This is a genomic window from Variovorax paradoxus NBRC 15149, from assembly GCF_001591365.1.
GTDB classification, from domain to species: domain Bacteria; phylum Pseudomonadota; class Gammaproteobacteria; order Burkholderiales; family Burkholderiaceae_C; genus Variovorax; species Variovorax paradoxus.
This window is the reverse complement of sequence record NZ_BCUT01000001.1, coordinates 541,520-563,008: the sequence shown is the minus strand read 5'-3', so window position 1 is coordinate 563,008 and position 21,489 is coordinate 541,520. Positions and strand designations below refer to the sequence as shown.

General features: G+C 68.1%; 18 protein-coding genes. 8 read left to right on the top strand and 10 right to left on the bottom strand.

Going from position 1 to position 21,489, the window contains the following annotated elements; genetic code table 11:
* Positions 1–24: 24 nt before the first annotated feature.
* Genes glgX through VPA02S_RS02570 form a run of 3 tightly spaced genes read left to right on the top strand, consistent with a single transcriptional unit; the run spans position 25 to position 9,066 of the window.
* The gene (gene glgX / locus VPA02S_RS02580; RefSeq protein ID WP_012747114.1) at positions 25–2,190 is read left to right on the top strand and encodes a glycogen debranching protein GlgX; all 2,166 of its coding nucleotides are present in this window, start codon (positions 25–27) and stop codon (positions 2,188–2,190) included.
* Positions 2,187–4,022, top strand: a complete 1,836-nt coding sequence (gene treZ, locus VPA02S_RS02575) for a malto-oligosyltrehalose trehalohydrolase (protein WP_012747115.1) — start codon at positions 2,187–2,189, stop codon at positions 4,020–4,022. The genes glgX and treZ overlap by 4 nt, the downstream gene beginning before the upstream one ends.
* 22 nt (positions 4,023–4,044) lie before the next feature.
* On the top strand, positions 4,045–9,066 hold the full coding sequence (locus VPA02S_RS02570) for a malto-oligosyltrehalose synthase (RefSeq protein WP_062361900.1): 5,022 nt from the start codon (positions 4,045–4,047) through the stop codon (positions 9,064–9,066).
* Between the two features lie 734 nt (positions 9,067–9,800).
* Here VPA02S_RS02570 and VPA02S_RS02565 read toward each other — a convergent pair.
* Complete coding sequence (locus VPA02S_RS02565; protein WP_012747117.1) at positions 9,801–10,373, bottom strand: helix-turn-helix domain-containing protein; 573 nt, start codon at positions 10,371–10,373, stop codon at positions 9,801–9,803.
* A 304-nt stretch (positions 10,374–10,677) separates the two neighbouring features.
* On the opposite strand from VPA02S_RS02565, the gene VPA02S_RS02560 reads away from it, so the two are divergent.
* Positions 10,678–10,941, top strand: a complete 264-nt coding sequence (locus VPA02S_RS02560) for a helix-turn-helix domain-containing protein (protein ID WP_307597013.1) — start codon at positions 10,678–10,680, stop codon at positions 10,939–10,941.
* A gap of 457 nt (positions 10,942–11,398) precedes the next feature.
* Here the strand turns inward: VPA02S_RS02560 and VPA02S_RS02555 are convergent, their stop codons facing one another.
* A complete protein-coding gene (locus VPA02S_RS02555) occupies positions 11,399–11,719 on the bottom strand; it encodes a helix-turn-helix domain-containing protein (RefSeq protein WP_018902889.1) in 321 nt (106 codons plus the stop codon).
* 225 nt (positions 11,720–11,944) lie between these two features.
* Here VPA02S_RS02555 and VPA02S_RS02550 point away from each other — a divergent pair, with 225 nt between their 5' ends.
* Positions 11,945–12,508, top strand: a complete 564-nt coding sequence (locus VPA02S_RS02550; RefSeq protein WP_174545069.1) for a helix-turn-helix domain-containing protein — start codon at positions 11,945–11,947, stop codon at positions 12,506–12,508.
* A gap of 401 nt (positions 12,509–12,909) precedes the next feature.
* Here the strand turns inward: VPA02S_RS02550 and VPA02S_RS32275 are convergent, their stop codons facing one another.
* From VPA02S_RS32275 to VPA02S_RS02540, 3 genes are all read right to left on the bottom strand, one after another.
* Positions 12,910–13,041, bottom strand: coding sequence for a hypothetical protein (locus VPA02S_RS32275; protein WP_018902887.1), 132 nt, complete (start codon positions 13,039–13,041; stop codon positions 12,910–12,912).
* A 296-nt stretch (positions 13,042–13,337) separates the two neighbouring features.
* Positions 13,338–13,676, bottom strand: coding sequence for a PRC-barrel domain-containing protein (locus VPA02S_RS02545; RefSeq protein WP_012747121.1), 339 nt, complete (start codon positions 13,674–13,676; stop codon positions 13,338–13,340).
* Positions 13,677–13,831: 155 nt separating this feature from the next.
* Complete coding sequence (locus VPA02S_RS02540) at positions 13,832–14,275, bottom strand: helix-turn-helix domain-containing protein (RefSeq protein WP_012747122.1); 444 nt, start codon at positions 14,273–14,275, stop codon at positions 13,832–13,834.
* A 74-nt stretch (positions 14,276–14,349) separates the two neighbouring features.
* On the opposite strand from VPA02S_RS02540, the gene VPA02S_RS02535 reads away from it, so the two are divergent.
* Positions 14,350–15,201, top strand: coding sequence for a class I SAM-dependent methyltransferase (locus VPA02S_RS02535; protein WP_012747123.1), 852 nt, complete (start codon positions 14,350–14,352; stop codon positions 15,199–15,201).
* A gap of 6 nt (positions 15,202–15,207) precedes the next feature.
* Here VPA02S_RS02535 and VPA02S_RS02530 read toward each other — a convergent pair whose 3' ends face one another.
* From VPA02S_RS02530 to VPA02S_RS02520, 3 genes are read right to left on the bottom strand one after another with little or no spacing between them, the layout of a single operon-like run.
* Entirely contained in the window at positions 15,208–17,742 is a 2,535-nt protein-coding gene (locus VPA02S_RS02530; RefSeq protein ID WP_012747124.1) for a cytochrome c oxidase subunit I, read from the bottom strand.
* Complete coding sequence (locus VPA02S_RS02525; protein WP_012747125.1) at positions 17,739–18,683, bottom strand: cytochrome c oxidase subunit II; 945 nt, start codon at positions 18,681–18,683, stop codon at positions 17,739–17,741. Before VPA02S_RS02525 ends, VPA02S_RS02530 begins: the two co-directional genes overlap by 4 nt.
* Positions 18,680–19,078, bottom strand: a complete 399-nt coding sequence (locus VPA02S_RS02520) for a c-type cytochrome (RefSeq protein ID WP_012747126.1) — start codon at positions 19,076–19,078, stop codon at positions 18,680–18,682. The genes VPA02S_RS02525 and VPA02S_RS02520 overlap by 4 nt, the downstream gene beginning before the upstream one ends.
* Before the next feature lie 87 nt (positions 19,079–19,165).
* Between VPA02S_RS02520 and VPA02S_RS02515 the strand changes: the two genes are divergently transcribed.
* Positions 19,166–20,038 (top strand): c-type cytochrome, encoded by an 873-nt coding sequence (locus tag VPA02S_RS02515; RefSeq protein ID WP_244883339.1) that lies wholly within the window; start codon positions 19,166–19,168, stop codon positions 20,036–20,038.
* 9 nt (positions 20,039–20,047) lie between these two features.
* Here VPA02S_RS02515 and VPA02S_RS02510 read toward each other — a convergent pair whose 3' ends face one another.
* Entirely contained in the window at positions 20,048–20,311 is a 264-nt protein-coding gene (locus VPA02S_RS02510) for a hypothetical protein (protein ID WP_012747128.1), read from the bottom strand.
* A gap of 39 nt (positions 20,312–20,350) precedes the next feature.
* Positions 20,351–20,782: a hypothetical protein gene (locus VPA02S_RS02505; protein ID WP_012747129.1), complete on the bottom strand. Its 432-nt coding sequence runs from the start codon at positions 20,780–20,782 to the stop codon at positions 20,351–20,353.
* 257 nt (positions 20,783–21,039) lie between these two features.
* Between VPA02S_RS02505 and VPA02S_RS02500 the strand changes: the two genes are divergently transcribed.
* Complete coding sequence (locus tag VPA02S_RS02500) at positions 21,040–21,474, top strand: hypothetical protein (protein ID WP_012747130.1); 435 nt, start codon at positions 21,040–21,042, stop codon at positions 21,472–21,474.
* Positions 21,475–21,489: the final 15 nt, after the last annotated feature.

The window sequence follows — 21,489 nt, the reverse complement described above, 5'->3', positions numbered from 1 at the left end:
TTTCTTTCTCCCACATCCAACTTGATGACACGCAGCAGCCAACGCAATCCGATCTCGGCCGTCTGGCCGGGGCGCCCCTATCCGCGGGGCGCCAACTGGGACGGGGAGGGCGTGAACTTCGCGCTTTTTTCCCAGCACGCACAAGGGGTGGACCTGTGCCTCTTCGACGACAAGGGCCGCCACGAAATCCAGCGCATCCCGATCCGGGAGCGCACCGACGGCGTATGGCACTGCTACCTGCCCGAAGCCCGCCCGGGCCAGGCCTACGGCTACCGCGTGCACGGCCCCTACAAGCCCGAGGAGGGCCACCGCTTCAACCCGCACAAGCTGCTGGTCGATCCCTACGCAAAAGACCTGGTGGGCGAACTGCGCTGGGGCGATGCGCTCTACGGCTACACGGTCGGCAGCAAGCGCGAAGACCTCTCGTTCGACCGCCGCGACAGCGCGCCGCTGGTGCCCAAGGGCCGCGTGCTGGAGCCGGCCTTCACCTGGGGCGACGACCGCCGGCCCTCGGTGCCCTGGCAGGACATGGTGATCTACGAGCTGCACGTGCGCGGCTTCACCATGCGCCACCCCGACGTGCCGCCCGAGCTGCGCGGCACCTACGGCGGCCTGTGCTGCGCGCCCGTGGTCGACTACCTCAAGCGCCTGGGCGTGACCACCATCGAGCTGCTGCCGGTGCACAGCTTCCTCAACGACCGGCACCTGGCGGAGAAGGGCCTGCAGAACTACTGGGGCTACAACTCGCTGGCCTACTTCGCCCCCGAGACGCGCTACAGCGCCTCGGGCAAGGTGAAGGAGTTCAAGACCATGGTGAAGACGCTGCACTCGGCCGGCATCGAGGTGATCCTGGACGTGGTCTACAACCACACCTGCGAAGGCAACCAGCTCGGGCCCACCCTCTCGATGCGCGGCGTGGACAACGCCTCCTACTACATCGTCAACGCCGACAACCGGCGCTACTACGACGACTTCACCGGCTGCGGCAACACCGTCAACCTGGAGCATCCGCATGCGCTGCAGCTGGTGATGGATTCGCTGCGCTACTGGGCCGAGGAAATGCACGTGGACGGCTTCCGCTTCGACCTGGCCTCGGCGCTCGCGCGCGAGGCCGGCAAGGTCGAGAACCTGGGCGGCTTCTTCGACGCCATCCGCCAGGACCCGACGCTCAACCGCGTCAAGCTCATCGCCGAGCCCTGGGACCTGGGCCACGGCGGCTACCAGGTGGGCAACTTCCCGCTCGGCTGGGCCGAATGGAACGACCGCTACCGCGACGGCATGCGCGGTTTCTGGAAGGGCGACCCGGGCGTGATCGGCGAGGTCGGCAAGCGGCTCACCGGCTCGGAAGACCTGTACGGCTGGTCGGGCAAGCGGCCCAACGCGAGCATCAACTTCATCACCGCGCACGACGGCTTCACGCTCGACGACCTGGTCTCCTACAACGACAAGCACAACGAGGCCAACGGCGAGGACAACCGCGACGGCAGCAACCACAACATCTCCTGGAACTGCGGCGCCGAAGGGCCGACGGAGGACCCCGAGATCGCCGCGCTGCGCGAGCGCCAGAAGCGCAACCTGCTGGCCACGCTGCTGCTGTCGCAAGGCGTGCCGATGCTGCTGGCCGGCGACGAGCGCGGCCACACGCAGAACGGCAACAACAACGCCTACTGCCAGGACAACGACATCAGCTGGCTCGACTGGACGCCCACGCCCGAGCGGCAGGCGCTGATCACCTTCGTGGAGCGCACCATCGCGCTCAGGCGCGCCCACCCCTCGTTCCGGCGCCGCAGCTTCTTTGCCGGCAAGCCCTCGGAGGCCGAGAGCGTGACCGACGTGGTCTGGCTGCGGCCCGACGGCGCCGAGATGCGCCCCGAGGACTGGAGCGACGCCAACGCGCGCTGCCTGGCGATGTACATGTCCGGCGGCGGCATTGCCGACCGCGGGCCGCGCGGCGAGGCGCTGCACGACGATGATTTTCTGGTGCTGTTCAACGCGCACCACGACGAGATCCCGTTCACCCTGCCGCCCGCTCCCTATGGCGCGTGGCGGCTGCTGCTCGACACCGCCAGCGGCACCCCGCCGCCCGCCACCGAGGACGTGGCCGCGCTCGCGCCCGCCTGGTCCGAGCCCGCCTATCCGCTGCAGTGCCGCTCGCTGGTGGTGCTGAGCCGGCCGGACGTGCGGCCATGAAGCGTTTCCACCGCATGCCGTTCGGCGCCACGGTGCGCGGCGATGGCGGCGTGGACTTTGCACTCTGGGCGCCGTCCATGCACGGCGTCACGCTCGTGCACACACCGGCGGGCGGGAAGGAGGCCTCGCACGCCATGGCGCAGGACACGGACGGCTGGCACCGCCTCACGCTCGCCGATGCGCGCGCTGGCGACCTCTATGCCTACCGGCTCGCCGACGGCACCACCATGCCCGACCCGGCCTCGCGCTTCAATCCGCAGGACGTGCACGGTCCGAGCCAGGTGGTCGATCCGGCCCTCTACGAATGGGCCGACACCGCCTGGCGCGGCAGGCCCTGGCACGAGGCCGTGGTCTACGAACTGCACGTTGGCACCTTCACCGCGGAAGGCACCTTCCGGGCCGCGCGCGAGCGGCTCGGCGAGCTGGCGGAACTGGGCATTACCGCGGTCGAGCTCATGCCGCTCGCGGATTTTCCCGGTGCGCGCAACTGGGGCTACGACGGCGTGCTGCAGTTCGCGCCCGACGCCAGCTACGGCACGCCCGACGAGCTCAAGGCCCTCGTCGACAGCGCGCATGCGCTGGGGCTGATGGTGCTGCTCGACGTGGTCTACAACCACTTCGGGCCGGAGGGCAACTACCTGCACGCCTGCTGCCCCGAATTCTTCGACGCGGCCCAGCACACGCCATGGGGCGCGGCCATCAACTTCGACGGGCCGGGCTCGCGCACCGTGCGCGACTTCTTCGTCCACAACGCGCTGTACTGGGTGAAAGAATTCCACTTCGACGGCCTGCGCATGGATGCGATCCATGCCATTCGCGATGCCTCGCCCAGGCACATCGTGCAGGAGATCCGCGAGGCGCTGAACGCCGGGCCGGCGCGCGAGCGGCAGGTGCACCTGGTGCTGGAGAACGACGCCAACCAGGCCTCGCTGCTGGCGCGCGACGGCAACGGCCTGCCGGTGGCGGGCACCGCGCAATGGAACGACGACCTGCACCACGCCGCCCATGTGCTGGCCACCGGCGAGCGCGACGGCTACTACGCCGACTATGCCGACGACGCCGCGGCCCGCTTTGCGCGTGCGCTGGCCGAAGGCTTCATCTACCAGGGGCAGCCCTCGGCCTTTCGCGGCGGGGAGCCGCGCGGCGAACCCAGCACGCAGCTGCCGCCGACCGCTTTCGTGTCCTACCTGCAGACCCACGACCAGGTCGGCAACCGCGCGTTCGGCGAGCGCATCCATGCGCTCGGCGATCCGGTGCTGGTGCGCGCCGCGCTGGCCTGCGTGCTGCTGTCGCCACACGTGCCCATGTTCTTCATGGGCGACGAGTTCGCGGCTTCCTCGCCGTTCCTGTACTTCTGCGACTTCGGCCCCGAACTGGCCTCGGCCGTGGCCGAAGGGCGCCGCGCAGAGTTCGGCCGCTTCGCCGCCTTTGCCGACGAAGCCGCGCGTGCGCGCATTCCCGATCCCAATGCGGACCAGACCTTCCAAGCCTCGAAGCTGCGCTGGCGCGAGCGCGGCACGCGGGCGCATTTCGCGCAGCTGTGCGAGGTGCAGCAATTGCTCGACGCGCGCCATCGGCTGCTGGTGCCGCACCTGGCCGGCGTGCGCGGCGCGGGAAGCCATGGCTGCGAAGACGGGATGATCCGGGTTCAGTGGAAGCTCTCGGACAAGCGCCTTCATCTGCTTGCGAATCTTGGTGCGCAGCCTGCGGTGGAAGCAGCCGCGCCTGCGGGCACGGTGCTCTACAGCAGGGGCGCCGTGGCCGCGGCGGCGGGCCTGCAGCTCGAGCGGGGCGCCGTGCATGCGACGCTGGAGGACATCGCCGGTGGCTGATCCGGGTCATTGGAGCGACGATGTGCTGGAGCGCCTGTGCCGGCACTACGGCATCTCGCCGGCCTACCACGACGCCTTCGGAACGCTGCGCCATGCATCGCCCGAGAACCTGGCCGCGCTGCTGGCCGAGTTCGGCGTGCAGGCGGGTGCCGCAACTGGCGCAGAGGCCGATGCGCCCGCCATGCCACCGGTGCAGGTGGTGCAGGCGCATGCACCGCACTGGTCGCTGCAGCTGCCGCAGCGCTCAGGCAGCCTGCGCTGGCGGCTGCGCGACGAGCAGGGGCTCGTGCGCGAGGGCGAAGCCGACGCGCAGCCCTGGCCGCATGGCAGCTGCACGCTGCAGCTGGCCGAGCCGCTCGCGCCCGGCTATCACTGGCTGCAGATCGACGGCCTGGCCGGCGAGACCCTGCTCGTCGCTTCGCCCGGCCGCTGCTACCGCCCGCCCGCCGTGCAGGACGGTGGCCGCGTCTGGGGGCCGGCGCTGCAGCTGTATGCGCTGCGTTCGGCGCGCAACTGGGGCATCGGCGATTTCGGCGACCTCGAAGCGCTCGTCGACCGCATGGCCGGGCAGGGCACCGACCTGATCGGCCTGAACCCGCTGCATGCGCTGTTCCCGACCGATCCGCCGCGCGCCAGCCCCTACAGCCCGTCGTCGCGGCAATGGATCAACGTGCTGTACATCGACGTCGAGGCGGTCGACGACTTCGCCGCCTGCGAGGCCGCGCGCCGGCACGTCGAATCGCCGGGGTTCCAGGGCCGGCTCGCGGCGCTGCGGGCCGCGCCGCTGGTCGACCATGCCGGCGTGGCCACCGCCAAGTTCGAAGTGCTGGAGCTGCTGTTCGAGCACTTTCGCGCGCGGCATCTTTCGCCGGCCGGCGCTCCCGATGCACGCGGCGAGGCCTTCCTGGCCTTTGTCTCGGCGCAGGGCGAGCCGCTGCGCCAGCACGCCTTGTTCGAGGCGCTGCAGGCCCACTTTGCCGCGGCCGATCCGCAGTGCTGGGGCTGGCTCGCCTGGCCCGAAGCCTATCGGGAGGCGGATTCGCCCGAGGTGCAGGCCTTTGCGGCCGAGCATGCCGAGCGGCTGCAATACCACCAGTACCTGCAATGGGTGGCCGAGCACCAGCTTGCGCGCGCGGGCGAACGCTGCAAGGCGCTGGGCATGGGCATCGGGCTCTACCTGGACCTGGCCGTGTCGGTGGACCGCGGCGGCTCCGACGCCTGGGCCGCGCGCCACTGCTTCGCGGTCGGCGCGAGCATCGGTGCGCCGCCCGACGAGTTCAACCCGGCCGGGCAGAACTGGGGCCTGCCGCCGCTGCGCCCCGACCACCTGCGCACGCACCACTACCAGCCCTTCGTGCAGATGCTGCGCGCCAACATGCGGCATGCCGGCGCGCTGCGCATCGACCATGTGATGGGGCTGATGCGTCTGTTCTGGATTCCGCCGGGCCGCTCGCCGCACGACGGCGCCTACGTGCGCTACGCGGTCGAGGAGATGCTGGCCATCGTGGCGGTCGAAAGCCATCGGCATGGCTGCATGGTGGTGGGCGAAGACCTGGGCACGGTGGAAGACGCGATGCGCGAAGCGCTCGCGCGCGCCGATGTGCTCTCCTACCGGCTGCTCTACTTCGAGAAGCAGCAGGGCGGCGGCTTCACGCTGCCTGCGGCCTACCCGGCAGCCGCGCTGGTGGCCATCAGCACGCACGACCTCGCCACGCTCGCGGGTTGGTGGTCGGGCCACGACCTGCGGCTGCGGTTGGCGCTCGGGCTTTTTCCCGATCCGCGGCTGTTCGATGCGCAGCTGCTGGACCGCGCGCAGGAACGCATCCGGCTGACGCTGGCCGTGCGCGAGGCGGGCCTGCTGTCCGCCGACGAGGCGGCGCAGGCGCTGTCGCTCGCAGTGCCTTCGCCGCGCATCATGCAGGCGGTCCACGCGTTCCTGGCCGCGGCGCCGTCGGCGCTGATGGTGTTCCAGCTCGAGGACGTGGCCGGCGAGGTGGAGCAGGCCAACATGCCCGGCACCACCGACACCCATCCCAACTGGCGGCGCAAGCTGCTGCCCAGCGTGCAGGAGCTGGCGGCGGGCGATGCGATGCAGGGGCTCACGGAACACCTGCGCGCGATTCGCCCGCGCCGCAGCCTGCGCGCGGAAGCGGCGCCGTCCACGCTGCTGCAGGCGCGCGTGCCGAGGGCCACCTACCGCCTGCAGTTCCACCAGGGCTTCGGCTTCGACGATGCGATCCGCGTGCTGCCCTATCTCGCGCAGCTCGGCGTGAGCCATGTGTATTGCTCGCCCATCCAGCGCGCCCGCGCGGGCAGCACGCACGGCTACGACGTGGTGGCCCATGCCGAGGTCAATCCCGAGCTCGGCGGCGCCGAGGGCTTTGCGCGCTTCGTCGCGGCGCTGCAGGCGCACGGCCTCGGGCAGCTGCTCGACATGGTGCCCAACCACATGGGCGTGCTCGGCGCCGACAACGCCTGGTGGATGGACGTGCTGGAGAACGGCCCGGCCTCGCTCTTCGCGCATCACTTCGACATCGACTGGCAGCCGCTCAACAAGGAGCTGGCCGGCAAGGTGCTGCTGCCGGTGCTTGGCGGGCACTATGGCGAGGTGCTCGCGAGCGGGGAGCTGGCGCTGCACTTCGAAGCGGCGCACGGCAGCTTCGCGCTGCGCTACTTCGACCACCGGTTTCCGCTGGCGCCCGAAAGCTATCCCGTGGTTCTTGCATGCGCATTGCCGCACCTGAAGGACCCGATGCTCGCAGCGCAGCTCGCCAGCCTCTCGGCCGCCTTCGGCCACCTGCCCAGCCGCCGTGCGCAGACGCCCGCCGAATGCACCGAGCGCGTGCGCGACAAGGAACTGTTCAAGGCCCGCCTCGCGCATCTGGCAGAGGCGCATCCGTCGCTCGCGCGCGCCGTGCTGGCCGCGGTGGCGGAGTTCAACCTGGCGTCGGAAGAGGCGCGCGACCAGCTGCACCGGCTCATCGACCTGCAGGCCTTCCGGCTCGCCTACTGGCGCGTGGCGGCCGACGAAATCAACTACCGGCGCTTCTTCGACATCAACGACCTGGCGGCGGTGCGCATGGAACGCGACGAGGTGTTCGAGGCCACCCAGTCCTTCGCGCTCGACCTTGCCGCGGCCGGCGTGGTGGACGGCCTGCGCATCGACCATCCCGATGGCCTGTACGACCCTGCGCGCTACTTCCGGCAGCTGCAGGAAGGCTATGCGCGCCGCGCGGGCATCGTGCTGCCGGCTACCGGCCCCGATGGACGGCCGGCGCGCCCGCTGTACGTGGTGGCCGAGAAGATCGCCGCCTCGGAAGAAGAGGTGCCCGCCGAATGGCATGTGCACGGCACCACCGGCTACCGCTTTGCCAACGTGGCCAACGGCGTGCTCGTGGACACCGCCGCGGCCGACGCCCTGCGGCAGGCCTGGCATGGCTTCACGGGCGAGGCGCAGGACTTCGGCTCGGTCGCAAGGGCCGGCAAGCGCGAGGTCATGCGCAGCGCGCTGTCGTCGGAGCTCAACGTGCTCTCCTCCGAACTGCTCAGGATTGCGCGGGCCGACCGCGGCACACGCGACTACACGCTCAACGCGCTGCGCCGCGCGCTCGCCGAAGTGGCGGCCTGCATGCCGGTCTACCGCACCTACATCGTCGACGCACCCTCCGCGCAGGACGCGCATTTCATCGACGCCGCCACCGAGGCGGCCGAGCGCCAGAGTGTCGATGCCGACCGCTCCGTCTTCGCCTTCGTGCGCCGCTCGCTGCGCGGCGAGGCCGCGGCCGCGCATGCGCCACCGGCGCTGGCCGGGCGCGTGCGCCGGTTCGCGATGCGCTTCCAGCAGTTCAGCGCGCCGGTCGCGGCCAAGGGCGTGGAGGACACCTCGTTCTACCGCTACTTTCCGCTCAGTTCGCTCAATGAGGTCGGCGGCGAGCCGGACCAGTTCGGTTTCGACGTGCCCGAGTTCCATGCATTGAGCGCCGACCGCGCGCGGCACTGGCCGCACACCATGCTCGCGACCTCCACGCACGACAACAAGCGATCGGAAGAGGTGCGCAACCGCATCGACGTGCTCTCCGAAATGCCCAGCGAGTGGCGCGACGCGCTCGCGCGCTGGCACGCGCTGTGCCGCGGCGGCGAGCAGGCGGAGGCAGCGCCTTCGCGCGCCGACGAATACCTGCTCTACCAGACCCTGCTCGGCACCTTGCCCTTCGGCGGCCTCGATGCTGCCGACGTGCCGGCCTATGCCGCGCGTGTGTGGCAGTACATGCAGAAGGCCGCGCGCGAAGCCAAGCTCCACACGCGCTGGACCCAGCCCGATGCACCGTACGAAGCGGCGCTCGAAGGCCTGGTGCAGCGGATCCTCTCGGACCTGTCGAAGGACGGCTGCCTTGCGGACATCCAGCGCCTGGCCGATCGCTTGTCATGGTTCGGTGCGTGGAACGGCTTGACGCTCACGCTGCTGAAGTACGGCTCGCCGGGCGTGCCGGATCTCTATCAAGGAAGCGAGCTGATCGACCTGAGCCTGGTCGATCCCGACAACCGGCGGCCGGTGGACTATGAACTGCGCAGCCGTCGGCTCGATGAGCTCCAGGCGATGGCAGGCGGGCACGACCTTGCTGCGCGCGTGCAGGCGCTGGCCGGGTCGCCGCACGATGGCCGCGCGAAGCTCTGGTTCATCTGGCGGCTGCTGTCGATGCGGCGCTCGCATGCGGAACTATTCCGCGAAGGCAGCTACGAAGGGCTCGCGGTCGAAGGGCCGCTGGCGCGGCATGTGGTGGCCTTTGCGCGCAGGCACGAAGGGCGGACGCTGGTGGTGATGGCGGGGCGGTTGTTTGCGGGGATTGCGTGCGCCGGGGCGGATGGTGTGCCGGTGCTTCCCGATGCGGAGGCGTGGAGGGGGACGAGGGTGGTGTTGCCTGAGGATCTCGGAGGCGCAACGCTGGTGAACGTGCTCACCGGCGAATCGCTGGCTGCCGAGGATCGCGTCGTCTCGCTGAAAGATGCGTTCTGCCGCATGCCTTGGGCTATCTTCCAAAAATAGGAGCTTGATTCATCGAATCGTTTGCAGAGTAGCGGAGTGCGGCCGACTGGACGTAGTTCAGAGATCCGCCGCTGTCGGAGACTTGGCTGAGCGAGGTCGAGAACTACTTGAGCGAAGTCGACTCATGGTTGAGCAGCGGGACGCCGAAGCAGAGGTGTGTTGGACGTCGTCGGAAATGATCGGCACTCATGATGTTGGCGCCGCAATAAACTTCAAACTGTTCGGGACCTGAGAATCTCGACAGCGCCGACGCAACGTCGGTGCACCGCCAGCCGGCCAAGCCGCCGGCGCCCGAGTTGCGCCAAGCGCCACGGGGGATCACTTCAACGTGAAATCTTATGACGCACAGAACCAACCTCTGCGCGCTCCGCGAGAGCGCTTTCTGGGCTCAAGGCCACCTTTGTTTTTGCTGTCTGCACCCGATGTAGCGCGCAGACGCGAAAGCGTTCGCAGTGGCGCATGGCATCTCGCCCGACCGGGCGCGAATGGTTCGGCTGACGGCCGAGCACCTGACCCGCGAAGATCGATGGCGGGCGCACCATTGCTTCCAACATCGTGGCCGCTTGCTGTGACTGGAACCGCTGCCGCCATGCGCTGTTCCGGGCGCCGCCCCCCACCCCGAAGCTTATTCATTCTTTGTGCTGCTGAGTGTTGCCGCCGGAGTTTGGCTTGCGAAGGCGCCGACGATTGAGGATCCGTGTCGCCCCGCAGCGCGGCAGTGCCGCCAGAACAGCCTACTCTCGCAGCGTGAACACTACGGACAGGTAAGAGACCGGCTGAGTGTGAATGGCCTCGATCCCATGCAGTGCGGTCGCTTCGAACAGCAGCGAGTCCCCAGCCCTCACCCCGACTGACTTGCCGCCATAGCGGTAGGTGACCCCCCCGGAGAGGAAGTACAGGAACTTCAAGCCGGGGTGCTGGAAGGTCACGTAGGGATCGGCGCCGGGCAGCAATGTGACCAGGTAGGGCTCGACGAACAGGTTACCCGACAGCAGGTGGCCCAGCAGCTCGTAGCGGTAGTCCGCCACCGCGCCGATGCGATCGACCAAGACACCATGTCCTGCACGCACATGGCAAAAGTCAGTGCGCCGCGCCTGGTCACTGAAGAAGCGTGAGGTCGGCACGTGCAGCCCCTGCGCCAGGCGCTCCAGTGTCTCCACCGAAGGCGAGACCAGCCCGCGCTCGATGCGAGAAAGCATCGACGCAGAAATCCCCGAGGTCTTGGCCAGTTCGCCGCCAGACACCTCGGCCGCCATGCGCAGCGCCCGCACCTGCGCGCCGATGCGGGCTGCGGAGAGGCTGCGCACAACAGGTGCGGGTTGCCGTGGCCGGACACGCGTCACCGACGCTGGCAAGCGCAACGGGTGAGCCGTTGGCAGAGGCGAAGCGAGCTGTCGACGCGCCATTTGAATCTCACTCCGCTCCAGATAGTTGAGTTGTCGAAGGAAGAAACTTGATCGAAACAAAACACACTTTGCGTTTTATTTTCAGCTAGTTTGCCAGAATCCGCCTCCTAACCAAACTGATAGTTTGTGTACTCTTAGTGTTGGAGATTGAAAACTTGGGCGCATGCCCCGAGTAGTTGCAAACAAGCCCCAGCCACTGGACTCTGTGTCCAGCAAAGAGCTGGAGCGTCTGCAACAAGCATTTGGCGAGCATCTGCGCGCCTTACGGCACGACCGCCTCATCACGATCGAGCAACTTGCGGAGTTGGCCGGCTTGCACCCCAATTACGTTGGTTCTGTTGAACGAGGCGAGCGCAACTTGTCGCTCTTCAACATTTGGAGGCTGGCCGGCGGCCTGGAGGTCTCGGTCTCGCAACTTGTGGAAACGCTGCCCGCGCGGGTGGTCAAGCGTGGCCGCCGAGCCAGCTAACAGCCCCCGTCACACTCAGGCAAAGTACGTCGCCGAGCCGAGTAATCCTCCGACGATCGACAGGCAGTGCAGGCATCTATTCGACAAGGTGCCCCGCAGGGAGCCCGTCGCCGGCGTGGGCGGGAGTTCGTCGGACTATGCCCGCCGACCTCCCGCCCATGCCATCCTTCTCATCTTGTTTGACGCGCTCTTCTCATCCTGATTGTTGCGCCGCAACCAAACGCACGCGGTCTACAACTGGGGGCGCAAGATCCGGCACCAGCTTCCGAAGCTGCGCACAATCAAGGGGCGGCGCGAAGAGAACGGGCCCTCCCTAAACGAAAAGGCCTCCAGCTCCGACCGCTCGGTCGCATGGCTCTGCCACAAGGAAAAAGGCCGAAACCCGCATGGATGCTAGGTTTCGACCGTTCTTGGTGTTGGTGGTGGCCCTGAGTAACTCGACCACTCGACCCACGGACTAAGCGTCCGTTGCTTGCGACTGCTGCCCGGCATTTTGCTGCTCGGTCAAAACGGACTCGGTTTCGAGCAGCAGTTCGCCAGCAGTACGACCGAGAGCGTTCGCGATGCGCAGGATCATGGCGAGTGTTGGCATGTGTTCACCGCGCTCGATTTTTCCCATGTGCGACCGTTCGATGCCTGCTTGGTGGGCCAATGCTTCCTGTCCGACACCATCCGCCGTTCGCAGCGCTCTCACGACGGCGCCAAATGCAAGGGCCGGCTCGACCTCAAATGTGGTTGCCCCAAGTGGCCTTCCTCTCCGCGTGACTTGCTTCTGCATGGACAGAAGGCTCGGATTTGGAGACAATTAAAACCACGTTATCTTTAACTCATAACTTCTTCTCTGGTGCAGATCTCTTAGTTTGCAATCCGCATCGCGGCTTGCCAGCGAATTCCAATGACGCGTCGACAGCTTGCCTCGCCTCTTCCAACGGCACGACCGTTGCGGCTTCCGCGCTCGGTGACGCATTTTCTGCCGCGGCAGTCAACGCCGGTCGTGCGCAGCATGTCTGCGGCGCGCATCGGCGCGCAGGTGAGGGCGCTTCGCATGGCGGCTGAGATGTCGGCTGGTTCGCTGGCAAAGGCCTCGGGGGTCTCTGCTTCGATGCTTTCGCGCATCGAGCGTGGTCTGGTGTCACCGTCGGTGGAGACCTTGGAGCGCGTTGCGCAGGGGTTGCATGTGCCGGTGTCGCGCTTCTTCGGAGATCAGGCGCGCCGCACGGACTTCTCTCATGTGCGTGCGGGGAAGGGCGTTGTTGTCGATCGGGTCGGCGCGGTCGCGGACTACCGCTACGAACTGCTGGGGCACCTCCTTTCGGGCAACCTGTTTGTTGAGCCCTATCTGGTCACGCTGTTGCCCGGTGCCGATCCCTACGTGACCTTCCAACACCCGGGCCTCAAGTTCCTGTACTTCCTGTCCGGGGAAGTGACCTACCGCTACGGTGCCAAGACAGCTGCGGTGAGGGCGGGGGACTCGCTGCTGTTCGATGCGACCGCGCTGCACGGCATCGAGGTGATAGAGGTCCAGCCGGTGTCCTACCTGTCAGTGGTGTTCACACTGCGCGAGTGAGGAGGGAGCAGGCGAGTCTTCCCGAGGGCGATCTTCGGTGTGTCTTGTGTGCAAGAGCCCGAGGAGCTCTCGCGCGGAATAAGTGAAGATGTGTTCGGGATGTCCGGCCGTAGGTCGTATGCACTTCCCGCTCGCGATGACTCGTGGCCGGGCGGCCTTGGCATCTTCCGACGACAGTTACCGAGACCTCGACGGCCAGCACTTGGTCGATTTGAACATGCATCCGGCTCGGCGGTTCTCGAGGGTCGAGGGGCTTTTTGGGGCCGTTCCTTTCGTCAGGGATTCCGCGTGTTGGCTCGCGCTCGCTGCCGTTGCCTCTGCGTCCGTTCGCCCGGTGCTATCGCGCCCGAGCGAGGATGGATTGTTCGCAGACTCGATTCGCGTGGTATCGCTCTTCTCCTTCACTCCTCGATGTTCGGCATGCCGAACATCGAGGAGTCGCGCGTGGAAAGGCGTGCTTGCCTGCTTACGTGATGGTGGCCTTGGCTGTTGAATTCCGCCGACTTTGACTGGGTCACTTCGATGGCAATCAAGGGGCTGTCCGCGCGGCGTGTTGATCCCTGCTTTGAACTATCGCCCTAATTGACGAATGTCAACCAAGCGATCGACACTCCCGGAAAGGGCCAAACCCGCGAGGAGACCAAGATGCTGTCGAACTTGAGCCAACTGTGCCGCCGCGGCCTGTTGCGGCAGAAGGATACGCTCCTCCTGATGACCACCTTGACGGCGCTGTCGTCCTGGCTCGTGTTCTGGTTCGGCGACTGACCGCCGCCCGGCGGCGATGGCAGCAGCCGCCGTATCCGGTGAGGCTACGGACGGCCGTGGGCTTTCAAAGCCCGTAGTACTTGTCCACCGTCCCGCTGTACGTATCGTCGTACTCGGGCACGCGGTCGCTCGCATACTTGGGCGCACCTTCGATCTGCGCCTTGGTCAACGGCACCACATAGCCGTCCTGCGAGGTGTCGTACTTCAGCATGGACCAGGGGAGCGGATAGCGGTCCGTGCCCATGCCCAGGAAGCCGCCGAACTCCAACACGGCATAGCGGACCTGGCCCGAGATCTTGTCGATCATGAGTTCATCGATGCTGCCGAGCTTGTCTCCCGACGTGTTGTAGACGGATGTCCCCTCGACACGATCCGACGAAATAACTGGATTGGCGCTCACCATGGAAAAGTCTCCGGCCGGCATTTCTGGGGGATGACGGCATAGATTGCAGTGCCCAGGGTTGCAACTTTCGATCCAGAAAATCCGCGCCGCATCGGCCAAGAGACCGTCGTGTTGTAGGAGGCTGTCTGGCAGCCGGGTGCAGCACGAGGCAGCACCTAATTCGGCAACTTCGGCGCCTTCTTTTTTTCGCGTGCGCCAATGGCGCCGGAGGCCGCGGCGCGGACGATGCGCCTGAAGGTCGGGCACTCCATGTGGCTGGGCGCGGGGCAGGCCGCCGCGTGCCGCAGGCCGTCGCGCATGGCGCTCAGTTTGCGGATGGTGCGGTCGAGCTCTTCGGCCTTGGCGGCGAGCATTTGCCGGTCGATGCGCGGTGCGCCCTCGGGCGCGAACATGCGCGCGATCTCGTCGAGCGAGAAGCCCGCGGCGCGTCCCACCGCGATGAGCGCGAGGCGTTCCAGCACGCCGGCACCGAACAGGCGGCGCAGGCCGTGCCGGCCGGTGGAGGCGATGAGCCCCTTTTCCTCGTAGAAGCGCAGCGTCGATGCGGGGACGCCGGATTGCTGTGCCACTTGGGCGATGTCCAGATGTTGTGCCGCCACCTCTTGACCTCAAGTCGACTTGAAGTTGCACAGTCTAGCTTTCGCCCAAACAGACACGCCAAGGACAAACCATCATGGACATCACGGACCAGCAACACAACGAACAAGCCGCCCTCTGGAACGGCCGCGGCGGCCGCGCCTGGGTCGATGCGCAGGAGTCGCTCGACCAGCTGTTCGCGCCGTTCGAGAACTTGCTGGTGGACGAGGCGCGCGCCGCCTCCGCGCAGCGGGTGCTCGACGTGGGCTGCGGCACCGGTGCCACCACGCTGGCCATCGCAGGGGTGCTCGGCGCGGCGGGGCATTGCGTCGGCGCCGACATCTCCGAGCCGATGATTGCCGCCGCCCGCGTGCGCGCCGAACGGGCGGGAATACCGGCAAGCTTCATCTGCGGCGACGTGCAGCGGCACGCCTTCGAGCCCGCGAGCTTCGACCTGGTCGTTTCGCGCTTCGGCGTGATGTTCTTCGACAGCCCGGTGCAGGCCTTTGCGAACCTGCGGCATGCCGCGAAGGATGGCGCCGCGCTTCGGGCCATCGCATGGCGCAGCGCCGCAGAGAACCCATTCATGACGACGGCCGAGCGCGCCGCCGCGCCGCTGCTGCCGAACCTGCCGGCGCGCAGGCCGGGTGCGCCGGGACAGTTCTCCTTCGCGGACCGCGATCGGGTGGTGTCCATCCTGGAAGAGAGCGGCTGGGCCGGCATCGACATCCGGCCGATCGATGTGGAATGCACATTGCCCGAGAAGGCGCTGCATGGCTATCTCACGCGGCTCGGCCCCGTCGGGCTCGTTCTCCAGGATGCGGACGAGCGAACGCGCACACGGGTCACCGAGGGCATGCGCGCGGCGTTCGAGCCCTATGTGCACGGCAGCGAAGTCCGCTTCACCGCCGCCTGCTGGACGATCGGCGCGCGGGCGCCGGCCGCGTAGCGGCGCTCAGCCCAGGAGCCGCGGCACGCCCTGCACCGCAAGCGCTCCGATGATTCCCTGCGCTGTCACGCAGTGCCACATCAGCGCGGTGTTGTCGATGGTCGCGCGGGCCGCGGGCTGCAGCCTGCCCGACCACGAACGCACGAGCACATAGCCACCCATCAGCATCAGCACTGCGATGTGGAAGGCCTGGTAGCCCAGCAGCATGCCAACCGATGCGCTCCAGCCTTGGGCGCGCGGATCGAGCCCGGCGAGCTGGTGGCCGCCGATGTCGAGCGCCGCCGCACCGGCCGCGCAGGCCATGGCCAGTGCCGCAAGCATGCGCAGCCTGCGCTGGCGGCGCGGATCTGCTGCATGCAGCCTGCGCGCGGCCAGCGCCATCGCGGCCGAGCCGGCCGCGAGCAGCAGCGCCGCGCCCAGCGGCCAGCGCAGGGGCGGCAGCGCGGCACCGGGCGGCGGGCACACGTCGCTGGCCATCGACAGGTGCACATGGGTGTACAGCAGCGACACGAAGATCGTCATGTCCACCGCAATCAGCACGACCATGGCCCACCACGAGTGCGATGCCCGCCCCCGCGCGCCGACCGGCAGCTGCACGCCATGGCCGACGTCGACCGTGGCCACCGGCGGCGGACGGTCGGAGTCCCACAGCCAGCGCAGGATGCATGCCACCGCGATCACGCCGCAGGCCAGCGCAGGCAGCGTCTGCGACACCGTGAGAAGCAGGAAGAAACCCGCGGTGCCGGCGGCTGCCGCCAGCGGCCACCAGCTGTCGGTCGGCAGGCGCAGCAGGTGCATCGGCCGCGCATCGCGCGGGCTGGTCACCAGCGTTTCGCGGCCGCCGAAGACGGTGCCCGGCAGCCAGTGCCGACCGGCCTCCACCTCCTGCGGCAGCGCGAGCCGCCGCCACAGCGGATAGCGCGAATCCACCTGCGGAATGCTGCGCACGCCGTATTCGCGCGGCGGCAGCCATTCGAGCGTGCCGGCGCGCCAGGGATTGCCATGGTCCTGCCCGGGCCGGCGCAGCGTGCGCGCCGCGTCCACCGTGAAGAGCAGCACACCGGCCGCCAGCGTGTAGGCGCCAAGGGTGGACAGCATGTTGAGCGCGTTCCAGCCCAGGTCGGCGCTGTAGGTGTACACGCGCCGCGGCATGCCGAGCATGCCCGCGATGTGCATCGGAAAGAAGGCGAGGTTGAAGCCGCCGAACATGAGCCCGAACACCCAGCGGCCCCAGCGCTCGGAAAGCCGGTGGCCGTTGAAGACCGGCGCCCAGTAGTAGAAGCCCGCGAACACCGGAAACACCATGCCGCCGATGAGCACGTAGTGCAGGTGCGCGACGATGAAGTAGCTGTCGTGCGCCTGCCAGTCGAAGGGCAGCACTGCCACCATCACGCCCGTGAGGCCGCCCAGCACGAAGATGAAGTGAAAGCCCAGGAGGAACAGCGTGGGCGCATCGAGCGCGACGCGGCCGCGCCAGAAGGTGGCGATCCACGCGAACACCTGCACGCCGCTCGGTATGGCGACGATGAAGCTCGCGGCCGACACCACCAGCAGCGAGAGATTGCCCAGGCCCGCGGTGAACATGTGGTGCACCCACAGCGCAAAGCTCACCACGCCCACGCCGATGAGCGCCAGCACCACCGCCCGGTGGCCCACCAGCGGCGTGCCCGCGAGCGTGGCGACCATCATCGACACCATGCCGGCCGCGGGCAGGAAGATGATGTAGACCTCCGGGTGGCCGAAGAACCAGAACAGGTGCTGCCACAGCAGCGGATCGCCGCCGCGCGCGGGAATGAAGAAGGGCCAGTCGAGCGCGCGCTCCAGCTCCAGCAGCATGGTCGCCGCGATCACCGCGGGAAACGCGAAGACGATCATCAGCGCGGTGACCAGCATGGCCCAGGCGAAGATCGGCATGCGCATCAGCGTCATGCCGGGCGCGCGCGTGAACAGCACGCCCACGATCAGCTCGATGGCGCCCGCAATGGCCGAGATCTCGATGAACCCGATGCCCAGCAGCCACCAGTCGGCGCCGCGCCCGGGCGAGAACTCCTTGCCGGTGAGCGGCGGATACATGAACCAGCCGCCATCGGGTGACACGCCGAAGAACAGCGTGCAGAAGAAGGCGATGCCGCCGATGGCATAGGCCCAGAACGCATAGGCCGAGAGCAGCGGAAAGGGCAGGTCGCGCGCGCCCAGCATGCCCGGCAGCAGGTAGATGGCCACGGCCTCGACGATGGGCACCGCAAACAGGAACATCATCACGGTGCCGTGCATCGTGAAGAGCTGGTTGTAGGTGCCCGCGTCGATCAGGTGGTTGTCCGGCACCGCGAGCTGCGTGCGCATCATCAGCGCCAGGATGCCGGCCAGCACGAAGAAGAGCATGGCGGTGGCGATGTAGAACACGCCGATGCGCGTGTTGTTCACCGCCGAGAAGAGCCGCCAGCCGGTGGGCGGGCGCCACGCGCGCTCGAGGGCCTCGCGCTCGCCTGCGGGGCGCGGCGGCAGATTCGAAGGATCTTCCTTGGGAGCCTGCGTCGTCATTTCAGTTGCGCGAGCCAGGCCGCGATGGATTGCAGGTCGGCCTCGCCGATGCGCTCGCCGGAGGAGGGCATGCGCGCGCCCGGCTTCAGCTGCTGCGTGTGGGCCACCCAGGCGGCGAGCTGCGCGGCATCGTTGGGCGCGGTGCCGGCGCCCAGGTGCAGCCGGCTGCCCACGTGCGTGAGGTCGGGCCCGAGGCGGCTCTGCTCGCTGACGCCGCGCACGGTGTGGCAGGCGTTGCAGCGGTGCGCGAGGAAGGCCTCGCGGCCGCGTTCGAGCTCGCGCGAAGCCGCGGCCGCCGGCCGTGCCTGCCCCGCAAGCCATGCATCGAAAGCCGCGGGCTCTTCGGCCACCACGTGCAGCGCCATGCGCGCATGCTGCTCGCCGCAGTATTCGGCGCACTGCCCGCGCCAGGTGCCGGGCCGGCCGGCCTGCAGCAGCAGGTGCTGCACGCGGCCGGGCAGCATGTCCATCTTGCCGCCGAGCGAGGGCACCCAGAAACTGTGGATCACGTCGGCGCTGCCAAGGCCGAAATAGACCGGCCGGCCGACCGGAATGCGGATCTCGTTCGCCGTGACCACCTCGGCGCCGCTGGCGGGGTCGCGGTAGCGCACCTCCCACCACCACATGTGGCCCGTGACGCCGACGATCAGCGCGCCGGGCGGTGGAATGGGCCGCCACGGCGGCCGGTGGAATTCGCTGTGGGCGAAGAGCGCCGAGAGCACCACCGTCGGAAAAGCAAGGCCGCCGCCGAGCAGCCACCAGCGCGTGTTCACCCGGCCGCCACCGCGGTGGCGAACGGCCAGTGCGAGCAGCAGCATCACGCCGGCGAAGATCACCGCGCCGCCCACCGCCAGCACGCCGCTCACTTCGAGCAGCGATTGCGCGACGGGGCCGGCGGCCCGCAGGGCGGATTGGGGTGCGCCCTCGCTCGCCGCGTTCATTTCTCGAGCGCGAGCAGGTAGGCCGCCATGTCGCGCGCGTCCTGGGGCGACACACCCATTGCAGGCATGGTGGTGCCCGGCACCACGGCGGCCGGCGCCACGATCCAGCGCACCAGGGCGTCGGGGCCGTTCGGCACCTGGCCGGCAATGTAGCTGCGCTTGCCGAAGGCGGCGAGCGTGGGGCCGGTGCGGCCGCGCGCGGCCTGCACGTCGGGGATGGTGTGGCAGCTTCCGCACTGGTATTGCGCCAGCAGCTGCCTTCCGCGCTCGCGCTGCGCGGGCGGCGCGCGCTCGAAGATGGGGCTGCTCTCTCCCGGCGTGCATCCGGCCGCGAGCGCCACCAGCACCAGCAGGGCGAGCGGGCACACGGCAGGGCATGACGGGGCGGCCACCATGCCGCGATTCTGCGGATTGGAATGCGGCTTGCGCCGACATGGCGGCGCCGGTGCGCGTCGGACAATGCCGCCAATTGAATGCTGCCGATGGGTGCACCCAAGACCGCTCTACTCACCGTCGCCGCGCTGGGCATCGCGGGCGTGGCGGCGGGCGCGCTGGTGGTGTATGGCGGCCTCTACGACGTGGCGGCCACGCAGCAGCATTTCCAGCCGGTCTATTCGATGCTGGAAACCGCCATGCGCCAGTCGGTGAAGATGCGCGCGCGCAACATCGAGCCGCCGCGGCTCGACGACGAGCGGCTGGTGATGCGCGGCGCGGCCTGCTTTCGCGACAAGTGCGTGCAATGCCATGGTGCGCCGGGCGTCGCGCAGGGCGACATCGGAAAGAGCATGCAGCCGCTGCCGGGGCCGCTGGTGGATGCGCGGCACCACTGGAAGCCGCGCGAACTGTACTGGCTGACCAAGCACGGCATCCGCATGAGCGGCATGCCGGCCTGGGAGTTCAGGTTGTCCGAGGAAGACCTGTGGTCGGTGGTGGCGTTCATGGCGCGCCTGCCCGAGCTCACGCCGCAGCAGTATGCCGAAGCCACGCGCGTGGAGCCCACCGGCGCACAGGGCGCACAGGGCGCACCGGCGCGGCCGGCATGCGGGCCGGCAGATGGCGCCGCGCCGCTGCGGGCGGCCGATGCGCAGCGCGGCGCGCGGGCGCTGCCCCAGTACGCATGCAGCGCCTGCCACACGATCCCCGGCATCACGAGCTCGTCGCCCAACGTGGGGCCGCCGCTTGCGGGCATGGGCGGCCGTTCGCTGATTGCGGGAAAGCTCGCCAACACGCCGGACAACATGGTGCGCTGGCTGCGCCACACGCACGAGGTCGATCCGCTCACGGCCATGCCGCAGATGAGCGTGTCCGAGCAGGACGCGCGGGATATCGCCGCCTATCTGGCGGCGCTGCGCTGACCAGCCTTTCTAGAATTTGGCCGCGTTGCGTTCGTCGTCGACCGTGGCAATGCGCAGCCGGGCCCGCTCGTGCTTGATGACGAGCTGCGCGCACCGCTCCCGCATGGAAGGGTCCGTGGGCTGCTGCTCGCTGCAATCCACGAGAAGCTGCGACTCGTCGAAGTCGAGCCCGTGAAGAACCTCCTGGCCATGCGAATTGATGGCCAGGAGGTTGTCGGCCGACAACTGGGCGCGCAGGGCCTCGGAGATGGCGAGCGTCTGCAAGGGCTTCACCGCTTCTCGGGTCCTGTGGCGGGGGCTGTGCGCCACTGCCTACTTCTTCATCGCCTTGATGTCGGCCTTGCCCTTGGCCTCGGTGGCCTTGGCTTCCTTCACGCAAGCGCTCTTGGCGTCGCCCTTCTGGTCGTCGCACTTTTCCTTGGCGATCGCATAGGCCGCTTCCACCTTGGCTTCGGCCACCTTGCGTGCGTTGCTGTCGCTGGGCTTCTGCTTCTGCTCGAGTTCGGCCTTGGCAATCTTTTCCTTGCCCTTGGCTTCTTCGATGCAGACGTCCTTGGCGTTGTCCTTCATGGCATCGCAAGCCGCCTTGTCGGCCTTGTAGTCGGCCGAGATCTTGTCGCGCGCAGCCTTGTATTCGGCCATGGCCGGATCGGTGGCCGCCGCGGGAGGCGTGTTCACTTGCGCATGCACCTGGCCCACTGCCATGCAGGAGGCTGCGGCACACATCAATAACAGTTTCTTCATGGTTGAGCTCCTTGACGCCGGTGGTTTTTCTTGCAGGGGAGGATCCGGCGTCCGAAATCAATATAGAAGTCGGCAGCGCCGGGGCGGTAGGACGCCTTGCGAAGCGGCCGTAAGCACATGCTGACGCTTCCTGCGCAAGGGGCATGAATGGGCGGCGGGGCGTCGGCGGTGCCCCCCGGCCGGCTTGGGCGCACGTCCTACCGGCGCGGACGATGCGGCGCCCACACTGCGGCAAGAGCGACTGACAGGAGATCGCCATGCAAAAGCTACACGCGTTGTTCGCCGCCGCGCTGCTATGGGCGGGGGCGATCGTTCCGGCGGGTGCGCAAACCTCGCCGCCGCATCCGGCGGAGATCGACCCGGCCATCGTCGAATACGGCGCGGCGCGGGAACGGATCGGCGCCAACCTGAAGGCCGCGCTGGAACAGTGCGAAAAGCAGGTCGAGCCCGCCAGGGCAGTCTGCGTCAAGGAAGCGCAGGGCCGCCAGAAGATTGCACTGGCCGAGCTCGACCACCAGCGTAGCCCCAGCGACGCCAATGCCCGCAGGCTCGCTGAAACGCGGGTGGCGGTGAACTACGAGGTGGCCAGGGAGAAGTGCAACGAGCGGCAGGGCGGCGACAGGGCCGCGTGCCTGTCGCGCGCGAGCGAGGAAGAATCAAAAGCCAGGGCGGACATCAAGACCGGGCAGTAGCGGGAGAGACAAGGC